The following is a 24225-nucleotide window of genomic DNA, read 5'->3' as shown; positions in this document are numbered from 1 at the left end:
TTTTCACCCTTCTCGCGTCATTGACGAGGACAGATCATACCTTCGACTGGAAAGCTCTTCGAGTTCCACAAATCCCGGGAATCTTGGCCACGTCGACGTCGGGAATCAAGAGGCAGCCGGCTTGGGCGGTAAGACCTGGCGCAGGTGCAGTTCCTTCAAGCGTTCCTGAGGCACCTCCGCTGGCGCACCCATCATCAGGTCCTCGGCCCGCTGGTTCATCGGGAAGGCGATCACTTCGCGGATGTTGGGCTCGTCCGCCAGCAACATGACGATACGGTCGATGCCCGGAGCCGACCCTCCATGGGGCGGTGCGCCAAAGCGCAAGGCGTTGAAAAGCCCGGAGAAACGAGCCTCGACCTCGTCCCGATCATAACCGGCAATCTGGAAAGCCTTGATCATCACTTCCGGCAAGTGATTCCGGATGGCGCCCGAAGACAGCTCGACACCGTTGCAGACAATGTCGTACTGGAAGGCCTTGATATCCAAGGGATCGTCATTCTCAAGCGCTTCCAGGCCGCCCTGCGGCATTGAGAAGGGGTTATGGGAGAACTCGATCTGTCCGGTTTCCTCGTCCTGTTCGTACATGGGGAAATCGACAATCCAGCAGAAGCGGAATTCGCCCTGCTGGATCAGATCCAGCTCCTGCCCCACGCGGGTGCGCGCCTGTCCGGCGAAAGCGGCGAACTTCTTGGGCACACCGGCCACGAAAAAGACGGCGTCTCCGTCCTTCAGGTCCAACTGAGCACGAATGGCCTCGGTGCGCTCGGGACCAATGTTCTTGGCAACAGGCCCGGCCCCCTCACCAGCACGAAAGAAGATATAGCCCAGTCCAGGCTGTCCTTCGCCCTGAGCCCAGGAGTTCATGCGGTCGCAGAAGGCCCGGCTGCCGCCCCCTGGTGCGGGAATGGCCCAGACCTCGACCTTGGGGTCCTTCTCGATCATTCCGGCAAATATCTTGAAGCCCGAGTCACGGAAGGCGTCGGTCACGCTCTGCATCTCGATCGGATTGCGCAGATCCGGCTTGTCGGAGCCATACTTCCGCATTGCCTCGAAATAGGGAATGCGCGGGAAGGGTGCCTGCGTGACCTTGCGCCCGTTGGCAAACTCCTCGAATACGCCCTGCAGCACCGGCTCGATGGCAGCAAAGACATCGTCCTGGGTGACGAAGCTCATCTCGAAGTCAAGCTGGTAGAACTCACCAGGCGAGCGGTCGGCGCGACTGTCCTCGTCCCGGAAACAGGGCGCAATCTGGAAATAGCGTTCGAAGCCGGCCACCATCAGCAGCTGCTTGAACATCTGAGGCGCCTGGGGCAACGCATAGAACTTGCCCGGATGCAGGCGGCTGGGCACCAGATAATCGCGCGCACCCTCGGGGCTGGACGCCGTCAGGATCGGGGTCTGGAACTCGTGGAAGTCCTGCTCGACCATGCGGCGGCGAATGGAATCGATCACCTTGCTGCGCAACACGATCTTGCGCTGCATCTTCTCCCGCCTCAGATCCAGATAGCGATAACGCAGACGGAACTCCTCCCCCGCATCCTCGTCGGAATTGACTTGCAGCGGCACCTGCTCTGACTGGGACTGCACTTCGAAGCTCTCGATCCGAACCTCGACCTCGCCCGTGGGCAGATTGGGATTGATCGTCTCTTCCGAGCGACGGACCACGGTCCCGGTGACGGTCACCACAGATTCCAGCCGCACGGCCTCGACCTGCGGGAAGATTTCGGCCGAAACATCAATCACGCACTGGCTCAGACCATAGTGGTCGCGAAGATCGACAAAGAGCAACTGGCCGTGGTCGCGCTTGCGGTGGACCCAACCGGACAGACGAACCTGTGTTCCGGCATCAGCCGCGCGAATCTGACCACAGCTATGCGTACGATAGGGATGCATGGGGTATTTCTTTCCGTCTCTGAATTGGCGGCGGCAAGAGGCAACGAAGAAGGCAGTTTGTCAAGATGCGAAGCCCCGCCGCTCCGGAATTGAAGCCTTTTCCATGAACGCCACTCGGGCTATATCAGCGGGTATGCGTATCATATCGGACACTTCCAGCCTCGAGGCTTTCTGCACCGCTCAGGAAAGCAGCGCCTACATCACCATCGACACTGAGTTCATGCGGGATACCAGCTACTGGCCCAAGCTCTGCCTGATCCAGGTGGGCGGTGCGGATGAAGCGGTCATCATAGACCCCCTCAGGGAAGGGCTCGATCTTGAACCGCTCTATGCCCTGCTGAGAAATCCAGACGTCACGAAGGTCTTTCATGCCGCACGGCAGGACCTTGAAATCTTCTACCAGCGGATGGGCAGCGTACCGGCTCCGGTATTCGATACCCAGGTGGCCGCCATGGTCTGCGGCTTCGGCGACCAGGTCAGCTACGAGAAGCTTGTCGCGGCCTTGACCTCGCACTCCATCGACAAGGGCGCACGCTTTACCGACTGGAGCCGCCGGCCGCTTGGAGAGAAGCAGCTGTCCTATGCCCTGGCCGACGTGACGCACCTGCGCGAAGTCTATGAAAAGCTGAGCAGGCGCCTGGAGAAGAATGGACGCGAAAGCTGGCTGGGCGACGAGATGGCTGTCCTGGCTGACCCGGAAACCTATCAGAACGATCCCGAGAAGGCATGGCAGCGCCTGAAATCCCGATCACGGGACCGGCGTTACCTGGCGGTGATGCGCGCGCTTGCAACCTGGCGCGAGAAGGAGGCCCAGAGCAGGGATGTTCCCCGCAGCCGCATCCTGAAGGATGAACAGATCTATGACCTGGCCTCGAACCGACCGAATACGATCGATGGTCTGGCACGCGCCAGAGGCATTTCCGCGGACATGGCCAAGGGTCGCATTGGACGTGAGATCCTGAAAATCATCGAGGATACGACAAGTCTTCCGAAGAACCAGTTGCCCACGGCTGCGGACCAGGATGACAGCAACCGTGATGAAGCTTCTCCGGCCCTTATCGAACTGATGAAGGTGCTCTTGAAAGCCAAATGCGAAGAGCACGAGATTGCACAGAAGCTCCTGGCGAACGTCAGCGACCTTGAGCAGATCGCATTGGATGACGATGCAGACGTACCTGCATTGAAAGGCTGGCGACGGGAAATTTTCGGCCGGTATGCACTGAAGCTGAAGCAGGGCAAGATCGCCCTGTCAGCAGAGGACAGATCAGTGAAGGTGCTCTCGCTCAACTGAATACCGGATTTTGCCTTGTCCCCAGTTTGTGGGGCCTTCGGTCATGGACCACCCAGCCCGGCAATTGATACGGCTTTGACGACAGTCATGGTTGATGTCCAAGGAAGACAACCGATACAAGAGGTGGCCAACCTGATAAACCTGCAACAACCCGGGAGCGTCCCGTATGGAGACGTCAGCCACTCCTTCTGAAGCGATCTTCCACGTCCGGGCAATCTTCGGTGTGGTTATCGGGCTCAGCATTGCCCACCTGCTCGGGGGCCTGGCGCGACTGGTCCAACACCCCGGCAGCAAGAGAGTCTATTCCGTTCACCTGGGTTGGGTGGCATTTCTCTTCACCTCGGTCATCCATTTCTGGTGGTTTGAATTCGGCCTCGCCTATGTCGAGAAATGGACGTTCCAGCATTACCTCTTCATCATAACCTATGCCGCGCTGTTCTATTTCACCTGCGCAATACTTTTCCCTGATCGAATGGATGAGTATTCCAGTTACGCCGCCTATTTCCACTCACGGCAAAAGTGGTTCTATGGGCTTCTGGCAAGCCTTTTTGCCATAGATGTTGGCGACACTCTCTGGAAAGGCACCGAGCACCTGCAATCCCTGGGCCCCGAGTATCTCATACGACAGGCATCGATGTGCGCCGCTGCCGTGATTGCAATGTTCGTGAACAATCGCAGATTCCACCTGGTCCTGGTGCTGGTCATGCTGGCTTTCCAGTTCTACTGGATCCTGACCCGGTACAAAGTGCTGGGATAAATGCGTGGAAAGAGAACAGCCGGCAAGGCAGGCAGCGAACGATCACGCCTCAAACCTGTTGGATGTCCGACCTGGGGATCTTCAGAGCAGAGGCTAGTGATGACAGGCGCTTCTCGATCATCTGACCTGGCGGAACCGCGGCATCGGCAGGAATCTGAAGAACAAGACAGTCCTCTTCGCGGTTCAGTGTCGTGACCTCCAGCATCTGCGGATCTCCGCCGGACAGGGTATAGGCAAGACGCAACGCCCGTCCCAGGGCATCGGCCATGCGCACCCGTTCCTCGGAAAGCAACTGCCGTGTATAGTTCAGGATACCTGCATTCTTGTTGCCGCCATACCGGCTATAGAGCGCACGCCCAATGAACGCCCGTTCGAAATGCTCGATGCAGAGTTCCTGGGCGCGTAGCACGCGCAAGAGAACATGTTCGGCCCGGTAGTCGGGATGATAGCGCCATCCCACATCAGACAGATGGCAGGCCCCTCGACACAGCCTTTCTGCCTCTTCATCCCGATCGGGAAAAAGGGGCAAACACCAGGCCGCAATCTGCTCCCCCAAATCACCGAAACGGGCCTCCCTGGCGCCCCAGTCCGCCGCCGCAGACAGCAGGGGGTCGCTGGCGCGCACTTCCGAGTCCAGCTGGTTGTGAACCCAGCCTTCACGCAGGCCATAAGCCGAGAAAACAATACGCTTGGGCCGTGCCAATTCGATGATGCGCCGCATCAGCATGGCCGCACTGGGCAGCGTTTCGATACGTCGCTTGTTGACGCCCGTCATGGACGCCAGCGAGCGCTTGCCAAGATGGCTGACCAGGCCCGTCAGTTCCAATGCCTCTTCCTGATCCATGGAATAGCCATGGATCATGTGCAGGGGATAGTGTGTCTGCTCCATGTGAATGCGAGCCAGGGCACGCCACGCTCCGCCAACGGCGTAAAAATCCCGCTCCTCCAGCTCGGACAACCAGGCCTGGCCGGAGAGCTGCTGGTCAATAAGCACCTGGATCTTCTCCCGGTCATCCCCCGCTGCATCCATCAGGCGTAGAGGGCCCAAGGGTAAGGTCGCCCAGGCCTCTCCTGCCCCTTCGCCCAGGGCCACCACCTCAAGGCTGCCGCCACCAAGATCGCCCATGAAACCCTGGGCATTGGGTTGCCCTGACAAGACGCCTTCTGCCGACAGCCGTGATTCTTCTGCACCTGTCAGGACTCGCACAGGCAAACTGCAAAGGCTTTCGACCTCCTGAACAAAAGTCGGGCCATTGGAGGCATCGCGCACGGCGGCCGTGGCCAGCAAATCGAGCCGCTGTAGATTCATGGCCTGGGCCAGTCCCACAAATCGACGTAGTGTATTGAGCGCAAGCTGCACACCATCAGGGTTCAACTGGCCACTGCCATCCAGTCCGCGCCCCAGACCGCAGAGAATCTTTTCATTGAACAGGGGGACCGGCACACGCTTCAGACCGTCAAACACGACGAGACGGACGGAGTTGGACCCTATATCGACAACTCCTACACGGCCTGAGGTTGTGTCGAACTTTGGAACAGACACCGTGCCTTGATTGGCAGTCATGGAAGCTTCTGCAAAGCCGTCTGCATACGCAGGCATATGGAAGTCGCTATTTCTCGTTGATAATCATGCTGGCGCCGGGCTTGCGTGATTTCTTGAGCGCACTGCCGCGCCCGGACAGGCTTGGATTGGTCATGAAGAAGGCCTGGGCGCTGAAATCATCCTCGCTTGCCTGCTTTCTACGATAATCGCCATTTGGCTGCATAATCCAACTTTGGGTCTCGTCCTTCAAGTTCGCCACCATCACCTGCCCCATGACCTGTTCGTGTACAGTAGGATTCTCAATGGGCACAAGTGTTTCCACCCTGCGGTTCAAATTCCGTGGCATCCAGTCAGCCGAAGATATGAAAACCTGAGCATGAGAGGATGGCAGTTCATGGCCGTTGCCGAAACACAGGATACGCGAGTGCTCCAGGAAACGCCCAATAATCGATTTCACGCGAATGTTTTCGCTCAAACCCGGTATGCCGGGTCGCAGGCAACAGACCCCTCGCACCACAAGATCGATCTGGACGCCCGCCTGCGAGGCTTCATAGAGCTTGTCGATGATATCGCCGTCCACCAGGGAATTCATCTTTGCCCAGATCGCGGCAGGTTTACCCTTCTTCGCAAAGGCAATCTCACGGTCGATATAGCTCGCCAGGGTTTCGCGCAGATTGACTGGCGCAACCGCCAACTTCTCCAGTTCCCCGGGATTGGCATAGCCGGTCATGAAGTTGAACAGGCGCGCTGCATCGCGACAAAGCGCCGGATCCGCCGTGAAGAAACTGAGATCGGTATAGATCTTGGCCGTAATCGGATGGTAGTTGCCGGTTCCGAAGTGGACATAGGATCGCAGGCCACCGCTTTCGCGACGCACGATCAGGGAAACCTTGGCATGGGTTTTCAGCGTAATGAAGCCGTAGATCACCTGGACACCCGAGCGTTCAAGGTTCCGCGCCCAGCGAATATTGCGCTCCTCATCGAAGCGCGCCTTGAGTTCCACCAGGGCCGTGACGGACTTGCCGGCTTCGGCCGCCTCCGCCAGAGCCTTGACCACCGGCGAGTCCTCCGAGGTGCGATAGAGCGTCTGCTTGATCGCCACAACGTTGGGGTCGGCCGCAGCCTGACGAATGAACTGCACAACCACATCGAAAGATTCATAAGGATGATGGACGATGATGTCCTTTGCCTGAATCGCCTTGAAACAGTCGCCATCATAGTCACGGATACGCTCTGGAAAGCGTGCTGTATAGGGCGCAAACAGCAGGTCCGGACGCTCTTCGGACAGCAATTGGGAGGTATCCGCCAATCCCAGCAAGCCGCTCAACTGGAACAAATCGTCCGGTGAGGCCTCCAGTTCCGAGACGATGAACTCGCGCAGGTCATTCGGCATGCCCTGGTCCACGGTCAAGCGGATGATCGAACCCCGGCGGCGGCGTTTCAGGGCGGACTCGAAGACCCGAACCAGATCCTCGGCCTCCTCCTCGATTTCCACATCGCTGTCGCGAATGACTCGGAAGACGCCTGCCTGCTTTACTTCCATGCCTGGAAAGAGGTGATGCAGGTGGAGGCGAACGATCTGCTCGATCCGCACGTAGCGCAATGCCTTGCCCGGCAGGCGCACGAAGCGTTCGCTCTGCGGCGGCATCAGGATCAGGCCGGTCATCGGTTCCGCCGCTTCTTCCCGAATGAGGCGGAGGACCATTGCGAAGCCGAGGTTCGGAACAAAGGGGAAGGGATGAGCCGGATCGATGGCAATGGGTGTCAAAACGGGAAAAAGCTGCCTGCTGAAATAATCCTCCAGCCAATTACGGTCGCGTTCCGTCAACTCCTCCCGGGACAGAACCTGGATGTGCTCCTCGCGCAGAGCATCCTTCAGTTCAATCCAGCAGGTCTGCTGGCGATGCATCAGCTTCTGGGTACGGGCATTGATGGCAGAAAGCTGCTGCGCAGGGGTCCAGCCCTCCTGACTCAGGCTTTTGACCCCAGCACCCACCTGCCCCTTCAGGCCGGCAACGCGCACCATGTAGAATTCATCCAGATTGCTGGATGAAATCGACAGGAACCGCAGACGCTCCATAAGTGGATGCTTCGTGTTGAAGGCTTCATCCAGGACACGCTCGTTGAATGCCAGCCAGGACAGTTCCCGATTAATGAAACGTTCGGGAGACTCCCCATCCGGCCAGTCCCCTGGCGCGGGCTGCACGCGCTCGGCGCCCCGGATTTGTTCCTTGCTGGCGGATGTCTGGCTTTCCGTCACGCCCGTCTCGCTTTCAGCTCAGTCTCGAAGAGTCACAATATCGGATTTATAGCAGTCTTTGACTACAGTAGGATAACAGATCGTAGAGATAGAACACCTTCGCCCACGCTCCGGATGAATGATTTCACCTTGAAACAGCTCCTCATTCTTCGGCACGCCAAGTCATGTTGGGATAATCCCGACCTGGCGGACATCGAACGACCGCTGGCCAAGCGTGGCCTCCGGGACGCCCCCACAATGGGCCGTGCCCTGCAGGCGCGCGGCCTCGCGGCCGACCTGGTTCTTTGCTCCGACGCCCAGCGCACGCGCGAAACCTGGTCCCTGCTCGCTCCTGAATGGCTGGGTGATAAGACCGTTCCTTTCCAGGCCACCAGAAGCCTCTACATGGCGTCCGCCAAAGAATTGCTGAAGCTCTGCAAGACGACCGAGGCACAGGTGCAACGGCTGATGCTCATAGGGCACAATCCCGGACTTCATGAACTCTGCCTGAGACTCATCGGTACGGCACGAGACCCGAATGACATGACCCAACTGGTTCGCAAGCTGCCGACTGCCGCCTTTGTCCTGCTGAGCTTTCCAACGGAGCAATGGTCCATGCTACAGGAAGGAACAGGCCACCTGGAACTGTTCCTCAAGCCCCGCGACATACAGGCCTAGTCGGTCTTTTTCCAGAAGGGAGGTTGCTTTTCCAGCTGCTGCCAGATTCTCTGGAAATTCTCCAGGTCGCGTTCAATAAGTCCGGCCTGCCAGCCCTGCACGAGACCATGGGCATAGGAGAAATCATGTCCTGACGCCAGTTCATCCAGAAGTCTCCGACCCGTCACGGCATCGTTAAGCGTTCCAAGACTGTCCTGAAGGGCCACAAGGCAAGCTGAATAGGCCTTGACCTCCTTGCGTGGGTACAGCGAACGATAGAACTCGATCGCATAGCGCAGCTTCTTACCGGCAATGCGGATCTCGTGAAGTTCGGCCTCCTTCATGGCTGCATGATTTCGAGCAAGCTTACGCAGTTTCTTGAGACGCTTGTCCAATACCTTTCTGCTGAACGCCCCGACCTTCATCTCGCTCTCGCGATGACCCCAGTCTCCACTTTCCAGAAGCAGCTGGAGTTGCAGGACCATGTTCAGGAACCGCGCCTGCTGCAAAGTGGCCTGGGCCCGGCTGTAGGCTCTGTTCCGGCGCCGCTGTACCTGCTTGCGAAGCCTGACCAGCGCGTCCGAACCCTCCTGCGGTAACCTGGCCCGCAGCGGGCTCAGTGTCTCGTCCATGAAGACATCCCACTCACGCGCCGGCCCCAATTCTTTCTGGAACCATCGCAATTCGTTCGCAATCCAGCTACAGCTCTCGGTGGGCAGTATGGAATCATGAACCTTGAAGAGGGCACGCAGGCGTCGAACGGAAACACGAAGCTGATGCAGGGCCGTTGGATTGCCGTCCACCACCACGGCCGCCACATTACCCAGCAAATGGGACATCCCCGCCCCTGCGAGCTGCTCGAAGGACTCACGCACGGAGGCCTTCTTCTTCAGGGCGGGTTTGCTGCCGCAATCGGGCTTCAAGTGCGTATCGGCATGGGCCAGGGCATATCCGCGATGAGCCTTGGTACGGGTTTCCAAGGCAAGAGGTACGATCTCGGACAGTTGAAGCGCCAATATCAGAAGGTCCGACACACGGCCTGACTTGAGTTCAAGCTCAGCCTCGCACAGGGGTTCCACCCGGTCTGGGCCTCGTATCTCGCCCTCGTCCAGCGAAAGCTCGATCTCGCTTTCGCCCTCCACCAACAGCCGGCTATGGCGATGGAAATCGGTCGTGAAGATCGGCTCCAACCGCTCGAAGAGCCCTTCACGAGCAAAAATCTTCCTCAATCCGCGATCGTCTATACACTCAAGATTCGGCTCGTCCCCTTCTATCGGTTCTTCGAACTCCAGATAGCTGTGCAGGGTTCCGACGCCCTCCTTGTCCGTGGTCTTTCCCTTCCTGCCAAGAAGACGCGCGTATTCCGACTTCAGGATCTTGAGTGTCTGCCGTCGTTCTGTGCCACTGCGTCGAATACGCAGACCAGCCGACAGTTCCCTTAACCGACCTTCCGGACTGTCGAAGTAGCTGTTGGCCAGGCGCTCGCTGAGCGCTGTTCCGCGGACCTTCTCACGAATGGCAGGATGCTGCCTCAGCCGTCCCACGGCATCAGGCGCAAGACGCAGTTTGAGTTCACGTTCCAGAGGCATAGCCGGGAATTCCCAACAGGCAAGAAAGCAGAAGGCCGCAACAAAACTGAAATAAAATTGAAATATTTCAGTTTCTTATAAATAGTCATCTTGAACTGCCGCCACTGTCAAGCGGCGCAGCCTATCCGCTCCAGCTCAAACTTCTTGTAGGGCTCACGCGACCTGCCGTGCAGCTTCCAGGTTGCGCAGTTCGGCTGCATCGATCCAGCCGCCACCTAGCACTCGATCCCCCTGATAGAAAACCGCCGCCTGTCCGGGCGAAATACCGTACTGCGGGCTGTCGAGCCAGACCTCGCAACGCGTATCGTCGGCCGTTCCTGCCTGACGGACACGCCCCGTCACGGCTTCCTGAGCCGAACGCAACTTGACTTCAACGGCCAGGCCTTCATTGCCGACCGGTACAGAGCTAAGCCAATTGGCCTCCCGCACATGTACCAGGTCGCGCGCCAGGGCAGCCTTCGGACCCACGACGACGCGATGGGTTTCGGGCTCCAGGCGCACGACGTAAAGCGGACCCTCAAGGCCGCCTATCCCCAGGCCACGCCGCTGCCCAACGGTATAGTGAATAATGCCGTTATGCTGTCCAAGGACACGGCCATCCAGATCCACGATCTCTCCCGATTCCACCGAACCGGGGCGCAGCTTCTCAACCACCCGGGCATAGGAGCCATTTGGTACGAAGCAGATATCCTGGCTGTCCGGCTTTTCCGCGACCGGCAGCGAGAAACGCTCGGCCATTGCGCGGGTCTCGCTTTTCGGAAGATCGCCCAAGGGGAAACGCAGGAATTCAAGCTGCTCCTGCGTGGTGGCAAAGAGGAAATAGCTCTGGTCCCGACTGCGGTCGACGGCACGGTGCATCTCGGCCCCGTTCTCGCCTTCCTTGCGCTGCACGTAGTGGCCTGTAGCCAAGGCATCTGCACCCAGATCGCTGGCGGTCTGAAGCAGATCACGGAATTTCACTGTCTGGTTACAGCGCACGCAGGGAATGGGTGTTTCCCCGTTCAGGTAGCTGTCGGCAAACTCGTCGATGACCGACTGGCGGAAGCGGCTTTCGTAATCCAGCACATAGTGCGGAATCCCGAGGCTGTCCGCGACCTGCCGCGCGTCATAGATGTCCTGTCCGGCACAGCAGGCGCCCTTCCGTTCCACAGCCATGCCATGGTCATAGAGCTGCAGCGTGATGCCGATGACCTCATAACCGGCCTCGTGCAGAAGCGCCGCGGTTACGGAACTGTCTACACCGCCGGACATGGCGACCACGATCCTTGTGTCGCCCGGAGCCTTGTCGAAACCCAGAGAATTCATAATGACGCGAATATAGAGGACAGGGATACGAGTGCAACAACAGCGTTGCCACGTCAGGGATGACGTCAGTGCAAGGCTTGCGTCTGTTGACCAGAACCGACTTGCCCTTTCCCATCTTCTCACCCTTCGGAACAGAATGAACCCGAACCACACCGAGAAAAATAATGACATTCATTCTCGTTGAAAACGCGTCTCATTTCTATTACTGACTCTGTCCTGCAGCAGCACTCAAGTAGCCTTTTCCGCCAGGACCTTGAAGGATTCTCCAAATGGACGGCGATACCTACGTTCAGACAGACACGCTCCCGATGCCGGACCCGGAAACGGGACGCCTCCTGCTCGAGGGAAGCCTTGAGGAAAGCAGTGACCTCCTTTCCTCCTTCAGCAAGCTTGGTGAAATCCTGAGTGCCGGCGGGCCTGTTGTCGCACTGCTTCTCGTGCTCTCGGTCGTTGCCCTCAGTGTCATCCTGCTGAAGTTCTATCAGTTCAATCGGCTGCGCCTTGCTCAGACACGTCCCTTGGAAGAGGCCCTTGGCCAGTACCTGAAGGGTGACACGGCCGCAGCCATGCGTTTACTGGACAGCAGCAGGCATCCGGCTGCAGCGCCCCTGCAAGCCGCAATTCGTGGAATGAACCGGGCCGACCTCTCGCAGCAGCTCGTTCGAGAGGAAGTGGAGCGCATCGCCGGAGAAAAACTGAATGCCCTGCGCGCCCACCTGCGTATCCTGGAGGTTATTGGCAGTCTCAGCCCCCTGCTCGGCCTTTTCGGCACGGTGCTGGGCATGATTGCCGCCTTCCAGCAGTTGGAACTGGCCGGCAACCAGGTGAACCCTTCCGTGCTTTCCGGCGGCATCTGGGAGGCCCTGTTGACCACGGCCGTGGGCCTGGCCGTCGCCATCCCAGCAATCCTGGCGCTCAGTTGGTTCGAACGCCGGGTCGATCACTGCACGCACATCATTGAAAGCAGCGTCACGCGCGTGTTCACGCGCCCTTTCTATTCAGCCGAAAGCAACCATGATCCCAGACAGCTCCACGATGTCGCCCGGTCAGGGCTTCAGCCTGCGGAGTAAGGTCGAGAGCAGGTCCGCTGTTCGCCTTGTCCGTCTGACCCCTCTGATCGACATCGTCTTCATCCTCCTGGTCTTCTTCATGCTGGCCTCCAGTTTCATGGACTGGCGCAGCATTTCCCTGGGCACTCCCTCAATTCGGAGCGGCCCCAGCAGTGGTATGGAAGGCGCTCTGCTGCTGCGTGTGCATGCGGACGGCTCGGTGGACCTGTCGGGACGCCGGATGTCCGTGGAAGAGCTTGGTTCTGCCCTGAGCGCGCAGTTGCAACAGGACCCCGACCGGCGCATCCTGGTACGCCCCATGAACGATGTTCCCTTGCAGAAAACCGTACGGGTCCTGGACGAGATTTCCGCAACAGGCGGTCGCAACATCGCCTTGTCGGAACAATAAAGACCATGCGTATTGCCTCCCCCAAGCCCCGCAACATAGACAGCGAGGCCGGCGTCCTGCCGCTGATCAACATCGTTTTCCTGCTGCTGATCTTCTTCATGCTGGCCGGACAGCTCTCGGCGAGCGATCCCCTGGCGGTCGAACCGCCCGAAAGCCTGAGCGATAGCTTGCCTGAGGAGCAGACCCTCACGCTTTCCGTTGCAGAAGACGGCCGCATGATGATTGACGACACGCAAGTTACCCTCGACCAGTTGGCAGACGAGATCTCCGCCAACCTCGCGCAGGAAACTGCCACCAACCTGGAAGTGAAAGCGGACAGTGGCCTTGATTCGGCCCGGCTGGTCCAGGTCATGACCCGCTTGAGGCAGGCCGGGATTGAACAGGTCACGCTTCTGACGAACAGCAGGCGCTGATGCAGATAACTCCACGCCATTGGGTCCTGGCGCTGGCCCTTGCCCTGGTCCTTCACCTGGCATTCCTCCTGCTCTCGGGTCTGCAAAAGGACAAGCAGACCAGTCTGGCTGGTGGTGGAACTCGGATCTCGCTTGATCTTGCTGGGGACGGGCAGACCGCTGCGGAAAGTGCCCAGGAAGCCGCGGTCCAGTCCACAAACAGCGCCGTCACACCTGAGAATACCGTCGAGGCAAGCGAGGCCGTTCCGGCAGAAACCCAAGTTGAGGAAAAGGCCGCGGACATCCAGCCCTCCGCGCTTCCCGAAAAGGCCCTCCAACAGGTACAGCCTCAGGAAGAAGCCAAGGAGCTCACGTCCACAGAGCCTATGGCCGCAGTTCAGGCAGAAGTCAGAGAAACCAGAGATGTCGCTGAGGCTGTAGACGCAAGTGAAACGGCCGATGCTGTAAAGCAGGAAACCCGTCAGGCACAAGAACCAGAACCACAGACGGCTCAGGCTGTCCCCTCCGAGCAGGAAACGGAAGCGCAGCCCGAAAAGCTGACAGCACGTCATCATCCGGATAAGGCACCGCCAAGGAAGCCCCAAAACCGTCAAGTGGCCCGCAAGCCACCCCAGAATGAGCCGCAGGAAACAAGTCGTCAGGAATCCGAACCAACACCCCAGACGCGCAGGGACAGCGAAGGCTCCGAGGAAAAGGAACAGGCGGCGATGGGGAACAGTGGGGCCGGTGCATCTGCAACAAACGCCGCCGGACAGACAGAAACTCCCGGCACGGGCGATGCCGAAACGGCCGACGCACTACAGCGCTATCTCGGTGAACTGGGCCTCTGGCTTGAGCGTCACAAGGACTACCCGCGTGCGGCGAGACAAAGACGCCAGGAAGGCACAGCGGTGCTGCGCTTCGTAATCGATCGCGCAGGGCAGGTTCTGGAGTATTCAATAGAGAAAAGTGCCGGCCACAGCCTTCTGGATCGTGAAGTCGAGGCTATGATCGAACGCGCCCAGCCTTTGCCACCCCCCCCGGATGAACTCAGCCAGGCACGCCTGGAATTCCGTGTGCCACTTAGCTTCAAGCTGCGTTGACCCACCAAATGGATATCGCTGCCTTGCAACGATAACGCCCTGAACAGAGGCCAGAGTGATGACGTTATCCACTGAAGATCCCCCTTCCCTTCTGGACCTTCCTTTTGCAGGGCAATTCCTGATTTGGCTGCTCCGCGGCTGGGTGGAAGAATGCCGGAACTCCGGAACAGGACACCTGAAGCTTGAGGAGGGTGCACAGGTTGCAGGACTTTCCGATGCCATCAGCGACCTGGAGCGTTTCATGCGGACCATCGCTGCATCCGCTCCAGGAATCGTCGTAATTGGACGCCCGAGCTGCCGGGAACTGAGCGCCGACGAAAGAATCCTGCTTTCCGCCCTGGCCAACCTGCAGGCAGGGCGCCTGCACTACTTCGAAGACCTGCTGTCGCACCTTGTGCCGCCTGCCGTGGTTCGCATTGCCCGCATGCCAGCGGCACAGCTTGTCGGTCGGTTCCGGCGTGAAGGTCTTGTCCTGCCTTACTGCCCAACCGACGAGACGCGCGAGCGCGTCTCCAGACTTGCCATCTGCCCGGATCCGGGGGCCATGCGGCTGCAGTAGCGTTTATTGCAGCGCCTGTCAGTCAGCTTCCGTCAGCCAACGGCGCAGTTCGGCCGTAGTCTCCTCGGGCTTTTCCATGGGAGGCAGATGGCCGCAGTGCTTCAGGACGACCAATCTTGAAGTGGCGATTCCGGCGGCCATCTCTCGATGCGCGTCGACCGGTGTTAGTTGGTCTTCACGCCCGCAAAGCACCAATGTCGGACAAGTAATGCGAGCCAGGTCCGGGCGGAAATCTGGGCGATTCAGAATGGCCTGCTGCTGACGAATGAATCCATCACGCCCGATGTTCTCGGCCATCGCCAGAATGCGGCCACAGAGTTCCTTGTCCTCAAGTCGATCTTCATGAATCAGCATGGGCAGAAGTCGTGGTGTCACACCCTTGAAGCGACCTTTGCGCGCCAGTTCCATCAGGCCCTTGCGACGCGAGACAACCTCGGCTTCGTCGGGACAGGCCCGCGTATCCATGAGGGCCAGGCGTTCAACCCGCTCAGGTGCCTGACGCATCACTTCCTGCGCGACGTACCCCCCCATAGACAGTCCCGCGAGCGCGAAACGCTGCGGCATCATCTCCAGGACCGATTTGGCCATGTCGGCAACATTGTTCTGGCTACTGAAATCCGCCACCGATATATCGGCAATATCACCAAGCTCCTGACACTGGTGACGCCAGAGATCAGCGTCCAGCAGCAAGCCAGGCAACAGGGCAAGTGGCGTTCTATCTGTCATTTGATCATCTCGAGCAGTGAGCGAAAGTCTTCCGTTCCGGCACGTTCGAGCCACTCGAACAGCACCATTTCCGCGGTTACAAGCCGTATGCCTTCCTGGCGCATTCGTGTCAGCCCGAGTTCCTTTTGCATGGGATCGCGTGAGCCACAGGCATCGGCAGCCAAGTAAACTTCGTAACCCTGGGCTTTCAGGTCCAATGCAGTCTGCAGAACGCAGACATGCGTCTCCATGCCGCAGATCAGCAACTGTCTGCGTTGCACAGCCTCAAGTCGCTCCATAAATGCGGTTTCACGCGCCGCGCTGAAGGTCATCTTGCTGACCACGGACGCATCCGTTGCAGACTGGCGCACCGGCTCCAGTGTCGGCCCGAGCCCCTTGGGGTATTGTTCGGTAAAGACGCACGGCACGCTCAGTTCGCCCGCCGCGCGCAACAACTTCTTTATTGTCTCCTGTACGGCCGAACTGTGCGCTATGGCCGGGGCCAGACGTTCCTGGACATCTACCACCACAAGGCAGCTATCCAACCTGGACAGGGTTTTAAGTGATAGCTCGGAAGAAACCATGGATTTGTTACTTCATGAATCGGAAAGAAAAGTGAAACTCATCAGCAAGAAATTTTTTCTGCTGTATTTCGGATACAATGAAACTATATTCCCTGTTTAGAGCTAGGCTATAGCAAGCCTCTCTTGACATAGCCATGGAAAACCGTAACGTTTTCGACGCATCCACCGTATTGAGTACGGTGCTGCAATACTTCCCTACAGTTAAGAGTCAACATGTCATTTGAACAGCTTGGACTGAGTTCCGAGACACTTCAGGCCATAAAGGAAGCCGGTTACGATCAACCGACTCCCATTCAGGAAAAAGCCATTCCCTACGTCCTCATGGGACGTGACATCATGGGCGTTGCCCAGACGGGCACCGGCAAGACGGCCGGTTTCACCCTGCCCATGATCGATATTCTGAGCAGCGGGCGCGCAAAGACGCGCATGCCGCGCTCCATCATTCTGGAACCGACACGAGAACTTGCTTCCCAGGTGGCCGACAGCTTCGAGAAGTATGGCAAGAACTCCAAGCTGACCATGGCCCTGCTGATAGGCGGGGAATCCATGAAGGACCAGCAGGCCTTGCTCCAGCGCGGCGTGGACGTACTGATTGCCACCCCTGGACGTTTGCTGGATCTCTTCGACCGGGGTCAGATCCTGCTGGCGGACACCAAGCTTCTGGTCATTGATGAAGCGGACCGCATGCTGGACATGGGCTTCATCCCCGATGTCGAGAAGCTGGTTGGTCTGCTGCCACCTCTGCGCCAGACCCTGTTCTTCTCCGCCACAATGGCGCCAGAGATCCGCAAGCTGTCCGAAAAGTTCCTGAACAATCCCAAGGAAATCAGCGTGGCGCCTCCGGCCTCACCGGCGGCCTTGGTGACCCAGCGCCTGTTGCCCTGTGAAGCCGAGCCGAAGAAGAAGCGCGCCGCCCTGCGTGAGCTCCTCAAACAGGAAGCTGGCGAGATGCAGAGCGCCCTGATCTTCTCGAACCGCAAGCGCGACGTCGCAACACTGCAGCGCTCACTCGAGCGGCATGGCCTCAATGCCAAGGCCCTCCACGGAGACATGGCCCAGCCGGCACGCATGGAAACCCTCAACGCGTTCAAGAACGGTGAGATAAAGATCCTCGTCTGTTCCGACGTAGCCGCACGAGGGTTGGATATCCCGGCTGTCAGTCATGTCTTCAATTTTGATGTCCCGACCCATGCCGAAGACTATGTGCATCGCATCGGGCGGACGGGTCGCGCCGGTCGCAGTGGCAAGGCCTATACCCTTTTCCTGCCAAGCGAAAAGAAGTACCTGGAGTCCGTACAGAAACTGATCGGCTTCGAGATCCAGAGAATTTCGCTTTCAGATGAGGCGCCTTCGGCTGAGCCGGTCAAGGAGGAGTCCAAGGAAGAAGCACAGCCTGCGCCTCAGAAAGGCCGCAAGACAGGCCAGCGCAAGTCTTCTTCATCAAAGCCACGAAAGTCCGAGGACAACAAGACACAGGAAGACAACGCCGGGCAACAGGCGGAGGACAAACCTGTAGACGAGGAAACGGAAAAGGCCGCAAAGAGCAGCAAGAAGCCGGCAGCCCAGAAGACCTCTTCTCGTAAGGGCAAGTCACGCAAGAAGGATCCGGAACTTCTTGAGAATGACGAGAGCACATCTCCCTTCGGCGAACACACGCCCGCATTCCTGCTGCGCCCCGTCCCCCAGACCGCCAGCGCCTGAATTCCGAGGGCCCGTTGCTGAAGCCCCTTTTCGCACCCGGTTTAGTCGGCTAGCTTCGTTGCATGAAAACAATATTCATCCAGATCAAGTGTGAACTTGGCCAAGCTTACAAGGTCGCAGACGAGCTTGTTCAGGATATCGAGCAGGTCTCGGAAGTCCACTCGACATCCGGGCAGTATGACCTGATGGTTAAATGCTACCTGGATGACGATGCGGACATAGGGCATTTCGTGAACGAATCGATCCAGACCCTGCCCGGCATCAAGGACACCTTTACACTGATTGCCTTCAAGGCATTTGGCTGAGGCATAGAAGCCAGCAGATCGCCGGAGCCGCCGGACACGCCATCGCCCAGGCTGTTCGAACGCAGCCAAGGCGATCACCGACTGGCGGCCGCTATCCTTGAAACAGGGCCGGACACGTGCGCCTTCACGCAAATCTCAGGCTGGCTTTTCCCTATGCCGCTTTTCAGGCGGCCATCTTCTTTACACTCGGTATCTACCTGCCCTTTTGGCCGCTCTGGCTTGAAGAGCATGGGCTTGGCGCGACCGAAATCGCAGTTCTGCTTGCGGCTTCGGCCTGGTTGAGAATCCTTGCGACACCAGCATTCGGACTGCTTGCAGATCGCTGGGCCTACGGTCGCTTCCTGCCACACCTTCTTGCTGCGGGTGCGCTCTGCACATTCGGCCTGTTCCACTACCTGCATGGCTTCTGGGCCCTGCTGCCAGTCCAGGTGCTGGCCATCTGTCTCTTTCATCCTCTCATCCCCTTGAGTGACAGCCGGAGCATGGCGGCGGTTCGCATCCACGGCCTTGACTACGGCCGCATTCGGTTATGGGGCTCGCTTGCCTTTATCCTGGCTTCATCCGCAGGCGGCTGGCTGATCGCCGACAGTGCATCGGATGTCATACTTCTGCTCATCATGATTGGCTTGGGCTTTTGTCTGCTGACCGCCAGCCTCCTGCCTTACGGCGGGACAGCGCCCAGGAAGTTCGAGATGAGCGGTTTGAGCAGCCTCATGGCAAATCGCGACTTCCTGGCATTTCTGGCCGCAGCGGCACTCCTGCAATCCAGTCATGCCCTCTATTACGGATTCGGCAGCATCTATTGGCGCAGCACCGGGTTTGATGAAACCACCATCGGGCTTTTCTGGGCCATTGGCGTGATCGCAGAGATCGCCTTCTTCGCCTACGGCGCCTTCTTCCTGAAACGATTCGGCACGAAGGGATTGCTCCTGCTGGCCGGATTGGCCGGCTGCATACGCTGGTCCCTGACGCCCGTCCTGCCTCTAGCCGAGACAACCTTGCTGCTGCAATGCCTGCACGCCTTCACCTACGCGGCGGCGCACCTGGGTGCGATGCATTTCATTTCCGCACATACGCCAAGCACTCTTGCCGCCACGGCCCAGACTCTCTATGCCGCGTTGACCGGTGGGCTGGCCATGGGCGGCATGCTGTTTCTGGCCGGACCACTCTATGACACCCTCCAGGGGCAGGCCTATTTCATCATGAGCCTGCTGAGCCTTGCCGGTGTCATTGCGGTGATTGCCTTGCCGGCTTCAAGCGATCATAAAGAGGTCCCATGACAGAACACGACTTTCCCTCGCTCCATGTGGTCACCCATCCGCTGCTCCAGCACAAGCTGAGCCTGATGCGGGACAAGAAGACTCCCACGATTCTCTTCCGCCAGCTTCTGCGTGAAATCTCGCTGCTTCTCGGCTATGAGGTCACACGCGACCTGCCGCTGACGCAGGAACGAATCGAGACGCCGCTTGTCGAGATGGATGCGCCGGTACTCGCCTGTCCGCTGTCCATCGTCTCGATCCTGCGCGCGGGCCTGGGAATGGCCGAGGGCCTGCAACAGTTGATCCCCTCGGCGCGTGAAGGCCACATCGGGCTCTACCGCGATCCCGAGACCAAGAAGCCGCATGAGTACTTCTTGAAACTGCCGGAGAATCCGGGACGTGTTCTGCTGGTCGACCCAATGCTGGCGACCGGCGGCTCGGCCGCACATGCCGTGGATGTCCTCCTGCGCAACGGCGTGGCTCGGGAAGACATACGCCTGGTCACCCTTGTGTGCGCACCAGAAGGCGTGAAGGTCTTTGCCGACGCGCATCCGGATGTACCAATCTATACGGCCGCTCTGGACGAGAGGTTGAACGAGAAGGCCTATATCCTGCCCGGACTGGGTGATGCCGGGGACCGCCTTTTCGGCACGCTTTAGGGGCTACAGAACGACCGGCAGGTTTCTGCCGAACCATTGACAGGGGACAATAAGCAAGAGGGGGCAAGTCATGTCGGATCAGGAAAGCTGGTCACTTGGTGTATCTCAACGTCCACAGGCCGGTGCCTGGATTCTGCTCAGCCTACAGCATCTCTTCGCCATGTTCGGCGCCACCGTCCTGGTGCCCTTGCTCACTGGGCTTCCTCCAGCTGTCGCCCTGGTCAGCAGCGGCCTCGGAACGCTGCTCTATCTCGTGGTCACGGGCGGGCGTATACCGGCTTATCTCGGGTCATCTTTTGCCTTCATCGCCCCAATCGTGACAGGGGCCAGCATGGCCGGTATTCCCGGGGCCCTGTTCGGCTGTTTCTGTGCTGGCCTGGTCTATCTGGTGGTGTCCCTGGCGATCCGCGCATTCGGTGTCGGCTGGCTGATGCGCCTCTTGCCGCCTGTCGTTGTCGGCCCGGTAATCATGGTCATCGGCCTGAGTCTGGCATCCGTCGCCATTGAAATGGCTGACAATACCGTCGGCGGCGGCGATTACAGCCTGACCACTCTGTTGGTCGCAGCCATCACACTGGCTTCGATTATCGTCTTCACCCTGGTCCTGAAAGGATTTTTCTCGGTTATCCCGATCCTACTGGGCATTGCGGTTGGCTATATTGTCGCCCTGGTCGTCGGGTTGGTGGATTTCACTCCTGTGCAGGAAGCCTCATTCCTGCGCATTCCGGACTTCGAAGGGTTCCTGGGTCTCTTGGCTGCCGAAGGGATACCCTGGCAGGTGCTGCCTGTCCTGGTGCCAATCGCCATCGTGACCATTGCCGAGCACATCGGCGACCAGGTTGTGCTCAGCCGCATCGTGGGCCGCAACTTCCTGCGTACACCCGGACTGCATCGTTCCCTGGCCGGCGATGGCCTGGCCACAATGCTGGCCGCCCTGCTGGGCGGCCCACCCAACACGACATATGGCGAAAACGTCGGTGTTCTGGCCATCACCCGGGTTTTCAGCGTCTACGTGATTGCCGGCGCAGCTTTGCTGGCCGTTGTCCTGGGCTTTGTCGGCACCGTGGCCGCTCTGCTTCAATCAATTCCCACGGCCGTCATGGGAGGGGTTTCCATTGCCCTTTTCGGTGTAATCGCCTCTTCCGGCCTGAGGACATTGATCGAGGGCAAGGTGGATCTTTCCGAGAAACGCAACCTGCTGGTCACCTCTGTTATCCTGGTGATCGGAATTGGCGGTGCGACCCTGCAATTCGGCGAAACCTTCACAGTCTCCTCAATGGCGCTGGCAGCCATTGTTGGCGTCTTCCTTCATGCCGTTCTGCCCGATCGCCACAAAGGCGGCGAAACGGAAACCATCCTCGGCAGCCACGGCTGAAATACATCACCAAGCACAAACCGGACCAATCTGTTCCGGTTTGTGCTTGATTTTTCCTCTCCAATACGTAAATCAGAAACCAGACTGATTAACTCCGGATTGGAGAGGTCATGTTTCGACTGAACCGCCTGACGGACTATGCCGTCGTTGTCCTGGCCCAGATGGCCCGGGATCGCGAGACTGTACGTACGGCGCCACACATTGCCGAGGAAACCGGCGTTCCCGTTCCCACGGTTGCCAAGGTCCTCAACGCTTTGGCACGTGACGGGCTTATCGCCTCCCAAAGGGGAGCTTCCGGCGGCTACAAGCTCGGGCGCGCCCCAGAAGAAATCACCGTTGCCGACATCATCGAGGCCCTGGAAGGCCCGATAGCGCTTACCGCCTGCGTGGATGGCCAGGTTGGACATTGCGAGTCGGAAGCGCTCTGCCCCATGCGCGGAAACTGGGACAAGGTCAACGGCGCCATCCGCACCGCACTGAACGGCGTACGCCTCTCGGACATGACATCGGGTCTGTTCGAATGGACCGAGCCAACTGAAGACAAGAAACCGGATATGCGACCGGTCAATTGACTATGGGTTATATGACAGGAGTGATCGACAATGGCAGCCAGCGTCGAGACCGTTGAACAGGTCAAGAACCTGGGCGAAGGCTACAAGCATGGCTTCGTTACCGACATCGAGATGGACACGGCGCCCAAGGGGCTGAACGAAGACATCGTCCGTTTCATCTCAGCCAAGAAGGGCGAGCCTGAATGGATGCTGGAATGGCGCCTGCAGGCCTATCGTCATTGGCTGGAAATGCCGGAGCCGAGTTGGGCCAAGGTCAATTTTCCGCCCATCGACTATCAGGACGCTTACTACTTCGCGGCGCCCAAGACCGACGACGACAAGCCGCAGTCCCTTGACGAGATCGACCCCAAGCTTCTGGAAACCTATGAGAAGCTGGGGATCCCACTGAAGGAACAAGAGATGCTGGCGGGCGTTGCCGTGGACGCGGTCTTCGACTCCGTTTCCGTGGCCACGACCTTCAAGAAGAAGCTCGAGGAAGTTGGCGTTATCTTCTGCTCCATCTCCGAGGCCATCCAGACACATCCGGAATTGGTTCGGAAGTACCTGGGCTCTGTTGTGCCCTATGCGGACAACAAGCACGCCTGCCTCAACTCGGCCGTTTTCACGGACGGATCCTTTGTTTACATCCCTCCCGGCGTGCGATGCCCCATGGAGCTCTCGACCTATTTCCGCATCAACGCAGAGAACACCGGGCAGTTCGAACGCACCCTGATCATTGCCGACAAGGGGTCCTATGTCAGCTATCTGGAAGGCTGCACCGCGCCCATGCGGGACGAGCACCAGCTGCATGCCGCCATTGTCGAGTTGATCGCCCTGGATGATGCCGAGATCAAATACTCGACGGTCCAGAACTGGTATCCCGGCGACGAGAACGGTGTCGGCGGCATCTACAACTTCGTCACCAAGCGTGGCCTCTGTGAAGGCAAGAATTCCAAGATCTCCTGGACCCAGGTTGAAACCGGTTCGGCCATCACCTGGAAATACCCCAGCTGCATCCTGAAGGGCGACAACTCGGTTGGCGAATTCTATTCCATTGCCATCACGAACAATTACCAACAGGCGGATACCGGTACGAAGATGATCCATCTGGGCCGCAACACCAGTTCACGAATCATCTCCAAGGGAATCTCCGCCGGCCACTCGAACCAGACCTATCGCGGCCTAGTGCGCATCGGCGGCAAGGCGGAAAACGCACGCAACTACACCCAGTGCGATTCCCTGCTTGTTGGTTCGAAGTGCGGCGCCCATACGGTTCCCTATATCGAGAACAAGAACCGTTCGGGCCGTGTGGAGCACGAGGCGACCACCTCGCGCATATCCGAGGATCAGCTGTTCTACTGTCGACAGCGGGGCATTGGCGAAGAGGATGCCGTCGCACTGGTGGTCAACGGCTTCTGCCGGGACGTGCTGCAGCAGCTGCCGATGGAATTCGCGGTGGAAGCCCAGAAACTGGTCGGCATCAGCCTTGAAGGCTCGGTTGGCTGATCCGGAAAGACCCTTTTCATAGAATGGTTTGAAGTCATGTTGGAAATCAAGAACCTGCACGCCAGCGTGGATGGCACGGAAATTCTCAAGGGCCTGGATCTTTCCATCGCCCCGGGGGAAGTGCATGCCATCATGGGGCCCAATGGCTCTGGCAAGTCCACCCTGTCCTATGTCCTGAGCGGACGTGAGGGCTACGAAGTCACTGAAGGCGAGATCCTGTTCCAGGGCCAGAACCTGCTGGAGATGGCGCCCGAGGATCGGGCCATCGCCGGTGTCTTCCTGGCCTTCCAGTATCCGGTCGAGATCCCGGGTGTCCCGAACACCACCTTCATGAAGGAAGCGCTCAATTCGATCCGGAAGGCCCGCGGCGAGGACGAACTGGACGCCATGCAGTTCCTCAAGCAGCTGCGCGCCAAGATGAAGGAAATGGGCATGTCCGAGGAATTCCTGAAGCGCTCGGTCAATGTCGGATTTTCCGGCGGCGAAAAGAAGCGGAACGAGATGCTTCAGATGGCCGTGCTGCAGCCTGCACTGGCCATTCTGGACGAGACGGACAGTGGCCTTGATATCGACGCGCTGAAAACGGTGGCCGACGGCGTCAACGCCCTGCGCAGTCCTGAACGCGCCTTGCTTGTCATCACCCACTACCAGCGGCTTCTGGATCACATCGTGCCGGACAAGGTGCACGTGCTCGCCCATGGCCAGATTGCCAAGTCAGGTGGGGCCGAGCTCGCGCAGGAGCTGGAAGCCAGCGGTTACAGTCAATTCATAGAGTCGGCGGCCTGAAGGGAGGT

The 24225-nt window shown here is 58.8% G+C and carries 23 protein-coding genes; 16 read left to right on the top strand and 7 right to left on the bottom strand.

Going from position 1 to position 24225, the window contains the following annotated elements; translation table 11 throughout:
• Positions 1–105: 105 nt before the first annotated feature.
• Entirely contained in the window at positions 106–1893 is a 1788-nt protein-coding gene (aspS, locus tag BP38_RS0107070) for an aspartate--tRNA ligase (protein WP_026987155.1), read from the bottom strand.
• Between the two features lie 133 nt (positions 1894–2026).
• Here aspS and rnd point away from each other — a divergent pair, with 133 nt between their 5' ends.
• Both rnd and BP38_RS0107060 read left to right on the top strand, forming a co-directional pair.
• Entirely contained in the window at positions 2027–3184 is a 1158-nt protein-coding gene (gene rnd, locus BP38_RS0107065; protein WP_026987154.1) for a ribonuclease D, read from the top strand.
• A gap of 166 nt (positions 3185–3350) precedes the next feature.
• Positions 3351–3941, top strand: a complete 591-nt coding sequence (locus tag BP38_RS0107060) for a hypothetical protein (RefSeq protein ID WP_026987153.1) — start codon at positions 3351–3353, stop codon at positions 3939–3941.
• Between the two features lie 49 nt (positions 3942–3990).
• Here BP38_RS0107060 and BP38_RS0107055 read toward each other — a convergent pair whose 3' ends face one another.
• Both BP38_RS0107055 and BP38_RS0107050 read right to left on the bottom strand, forming a co-directional pair.
• Complete coding sequence (locus BP38_RS0107055; protein WP_026987152.1) at positions 3991–5505, bottom strand: Ppx/GppA family phosphatase; 1515 nt, start codon at positions 5503–5505, stop codon at positions 3991–3993.
• A gap of 46 nt (positions 5506–5551) precedes the next feature.
• The gene (locus BP38_RS0107050; protein WP_026987151.1) at positions 5552–7690 is read right to left on the bottom strand and encodes an RNA degradosome polyphosphate kinase; all 2139 of its coding nucleotides are present in this window, start codon (positions 7688–7690) and stop codon (positions 5552–5554) included.
• Positions 7691–7873: 183 nt separating this feature from the next.
• Between BP38_RS0107050 and BP38_RS22815 the strand changes: the two genes are divergently transcribed.
• Entirely contained in the window at positions 7874–8401 is a 528-nt protein-coding gene (locus BP38_RS22815) for a SixA phosphatase family protein (protein WP_026987150.1), read from the top strand.
• On the opposite strand, the gene BP38_RS0107040 is transcribed toward BP38_RS22815, so the two are convergent.
• A complete protein-coding gene (locus BP38_RS0107040) occupies positions 8398–9969 on the bottom strand; it encodes a CYTH and CHAD domain-containing protein (RefSeq protein ID WP_026987149.1) in 1572 nt (523 codons plus the stop codon). The two genes, BP38_RS22815 and BP38_RS0107040, sit on opposite strands and share 4 nt — an antisense overlap.
• Positions 9970–10122: 153 nt before the next feature.
• Complete coding sequence (mnmA, locus tag BP38_RS19495) at positions 10123–11274, bottom strand: tRNA 2-thiouridine(34) synthase MnmA (RefSeq protein WP_035724050.1); 1152 nt, start codon at positions 11272–11274, stop codon at positions 10123–10125.
• A gap of 269 nt (positions 11275–11543) precedes the next feature.
• Here mnmA and BP38_RS19490 point away from each other — a divergent pair, with 269 nt between their 5' ends.
• From BP38_RS19490 to BP38_RS0107010, 5 genes are read left to right on the top strand one after another with little or no spacing between them, the layout of a single operon-like run.
• A complete protein-coding gene (locus tag BP38_RS19490) occupies positions 11544–12344 on the top strand; it encodes a MotA/TolQ/ExbB proton channel family protein (protein ID WP_211250249.1) in 801 nt (266 codons plus the stop codon).
• Positions 12310–12732 (top strand): ExbD/TolR family protein, encoded by a 423-nt coding sequence (locus BP38_RS0107025; protein WP_051609079.1) that lies wholly within the window; start codon positions 12310–12312, stop codon positions 12730–12732. The genes BP38_RS19490 and BP38_RS0107025 overlap by 35 nt, the downstream gene beginning before the upstream one ends.
• A gap of 5 nt (positions 12733–12737) precedes the next feature.
• Positions 12738–13145 carry an ExbD/TolR family protein gene (locus BP38_RS0107020; protein WP_035724047.1) on the top strand — a complete coding sequence of 136 codons (408 nt, stop codon included), beginning with the start codon at positions 12738–12740 and terminating at the stop codon, positions 13143–13145.
• Entirely contained in the window at positions 13145–14227 is a 1083-nt protein-coding gene (locus BP38_RS0107015; RefSeq protein ID WP_026987146.1) for an energy transducer TonB family protein, read from the top strand. Before BP38_RS0107020 ends, BP38_RS0107015 begins: the two co-directional genes overlap by 1 nt.
• 58 nt (positions 14228–14285) lie before the next feature.
• A complete protein-coding gene (locus tag BP38_RS0107010; protein ID WP_026987145.1) occupies positions 14286–14786 on the top strand; it encodes a hypothetical protein in 501 nt (166 codons plus the stop codon).
• Positions 14787–14804: 18 nt separating this feature from the next.
• Here the strand turns inward: BP38_RS0107010 and BP38_RS0107005 are convergent, their stop codons facing one another.
• Entirely contained in the window at positions 14805–15512 is a 708-nt protein-coding gene (locus BP38_RS0107005) for an alpha/beta fold hydrolase (protein WP_026987144.1), read from the bottom strand.
• Positions 15509–16021, bottom strand: coding sequence for a hydrolase (locus BP38_RS0107000; RefSeq protein ID WP_245602358.1), 513 nt, complete (start codon positions 16019–16021; stop codon positions 15509–15511). The genes BP38_RS0107005 and BP38_RS0107000 overlap by 4 nt, the downstream gene beginning before the upstream one ends.
• A gap of 267 nt (positions 16022–16288) precedes the next feature.
• Here BP38_RS0107000 and BP38_RS0106995 point away from each other — a divergent pair, with 267 nt between their 5' ends.
• The 8 genes from BP38_RS0106995 to sufC all read left to right on the top strand — a co-directional run bounded on the left by BP38_RS0106995 (position 16289) and on the right by sufC (position 24217).
• Positions 16289–17776, top strand: coding sequence for a DEAD/DEAH box helicase (locus BP38_RS0106995; protein WP_026987142.1), 1488 nt, complete (start codon positions 16289–16291; stop codon positions 17774–17776).
• Positions 17777–17838: 62 nt separating this feature from the next.
• Positions 17839–18081, top strand: coding sequence for an Lrp/AsnC ligand binding domain-containing protein (locus BP38_RS0106990; protein WP_026987141.1), 243 nt, complete (start codon positions 17839–17841; stop codon positions 18079–18081).
• Positions 18082–18197: 116 nt separating this feature from the next.
• Positions 18198–19361, top strand: coding sequence for an MFS transporter (locus tag BP38_RS0106985; RefSeq protein WP_051609078.1), 1164 nt, complete (start codon positions 18198–18200; stop codon positions 19359–19361).
• A complete protein-coding gene (upp, locus tag BP38_RS0106980; protein ID WP_026987139.1) occupies positions 19358–19999 on the top strand; it encodes a uracil phosphoribosyltransferase in 642 nt (213 codons plus the stop codon). The genes BP38_RS0106985 and upp overlap by 4 nt, the downstream gene beginning before the upstream one ends.
• 70 nt (positions 20000–20069) lie before the next feature.
• Positions 20070–21374 (top strand): solute carrier family 23 protein, encoded by a 1305-nt coding sequence (locus BP38_RS0106975; RefSeq protein WP_026987138.1) that lies wholly within the window; start codon positions 20070–20072, stop codon positions 21372–21374.
• Between the two features lie 110 nt (positions 21375–21484).
• The gene (locus BP38_RS0106970) at positions 21485–21946 is read left to right on the top strand and encodes an SUF system Fe-S cluster assembly regulator (RefSeq protein ID WP_026987137.1); all 462 of its coding nucleotides are present in this window, start codon (positions 21485–21487) and stop codon (positions 21944–21946) included.
• Between the two features lie 30 nt (positions 21947–21976).
• The gene (gene sufB / locus BP38_RS0106965; RefSeq protein WP_026987136.1) at positions 21977–23431 is read left to right on the top strand and encodes a Fe-S cluster assembly protein SufB; all 1455 of its coding nucleotides are present in this window, start codon (positions 21977–21979) and stop codon (positions 23429–23431) included.
• A gap of 36 nt (positions 23432–23467) precedes the next feature.
• On the top strand, positions 23468–24217 hold the full coding sequence (sufC, locus tag BP38_RS0106960; protein WP_026987135.1) for a Fe-S cluster assembly ATPase SufC: 750 nt from the start codon (positions 23468–23470) through the stop codon (positions 24215–24217).
• Positions 24218–24225: the final 8 nt, after the last annotated feature.

Origin of the sequence: Fodinicurvata fenggangensis DSM 21160 (assembly GCF_000686045.1) — a bacterium.
Classification (GTDB): domain Bacteria; phylum Pseudomonadota; class Alphaproteobacteria; order Kiloniellales; family DSM-21159; genus Fodinicurvata; species Fodinicurvata fenggangensis.
Note: the sequence above shows the minus strand (reverse complement) of the source record. Positions and strands in the feature narration are given on the sequence as shown.

Bases quoted from the DNA above. Each gene is read 5' to 3' on its own strand.
- aspS (WP_026987155.1), bottom strand. From the start codon at position 1,893: ATGCATCCCTATCGTACGCATAGCTGTGGTCAGATTCGCGCGGCTGAT.
- BP38_RS0107010 (WP_026987145.1), top strand. From the start codon at position 14,286: ATGACGTTATCCACTGAAGATCCCCCTTCCCTTCTGGACCTTCCTTTT.
- BP38_RS0107015 (WP_026987146.1), top strand. From the start codon at position 13,145: ATGCAGATAACTCCACGCCATTGGGTCCTGGCGCTGGCCCTTGCCCTG.
- BP38_RS0106970 (WP_026987137.1), top strand. From the start codon at position 21,485: ATGTTTCGACTGAACCGCCTGACGGACTATGCCGTCGTTGTCCTGGCC.
- sufB (WP_026987136.1), top strand. From the start codon at position 21,977: ATGGCAGCCAGCGTCGAGACCGTTGAACAGGTCAAGAACCTGGGCGAA.
- BP38_RS0106975 (WP_026987138.1), top strand. From the start codon at position 20,070: ATGTCGGATCAGGAAAGCTGGTCACTTGGTGTATCTCAACGTCCACAG.
- mnmA (WP_035724050.1), bottom strand. From the start codon at position 11,274: ATGAATTCTCTGGGTTTCGACAAGGCTCCGGGCGACACAAGGATCGTG.
- BP38_RS0107005 (WP_026987144.1), bottom strand. From the start codon at position 15,512: ATGACAGATAGAACGCCACTTGCCCTGTTGCCTGGCTTGCTGCTGGAC.
- BP38_RS19490 (WP_211250249.1), top strand. From the start codon at position 11,544: ATGGACGGCGATACCTACGTTCAGACAGACACGCTCCCGATGCCGGAC.
- sufC (WP_026987135.1), top strand. From the start codon at position 23,468: ATGTTGGAAATCAAGAACCTGCACGCCAGCGTGGATGGCACGGAAATT.
- BP38_RS0107020 (WP_035724047.1), top strand. From the start codon at position 12,738: ATGCGTATTGCCTCCCCCAAGCCCCGCAACATAGACAGCGAGGCCGGC.
- BP38_RS0107060 (WP_026987153.1), top strand. From the start codon at position 3,351: ATGGAGACGTCAGCCACTCCTTCTGAAGCGATCTTCCACGTCCGGGCA.
- BP38_RS0107055 (WP_026987152.1), bottom strand. From the start codon at position 5,505: ATGACTGCCAATCAAGGCACGGTGTCTGTTCCAAAGTTCGACACAACC.
- BP38_RS0107025 (WP_051609079.1), top strand. From the start codon at position 12,310: ATGTCGCCCGGTCAGGGCTTCAGCCTGCGGAGTAAGGTCGAGAGCAGG.
- BP38_RS0107040 (WP_026987149.1), bottom strand. From the start codon at position 9,969: ATGCCTCTGGAACGTGAACTCAAACTGCGTCTTGCGCCTGATGCCGTG.
- upp (WP_026987139.1), top strand. From the start codon at position 19,358: ATGACAGAACACGACTTTCCCTCGCTCCATGTGGTCACCCATCCGCTG.
- BP38_RS0106995 (WP_026987142.1), top strand. From the start codon at position 16,289: ATGTCATTTGAACAGCTTGGACTGAGTTCCGAGACACTTCAGGCCATA.
- BP38_RS0106990 (WP_026987141.1), top strand. From the start codon at position 17,839: ATGAAAACAATATTCATCCAGATCAAGTGTGAACTTGGCCAAGCTTAC.
- rnd (WP_026987154.1), top strand. From the start codon at position 2,027: ATGCGTATCATATCGGACACTTCCAGCCTCGAGGCTTTCTGCACCGCT.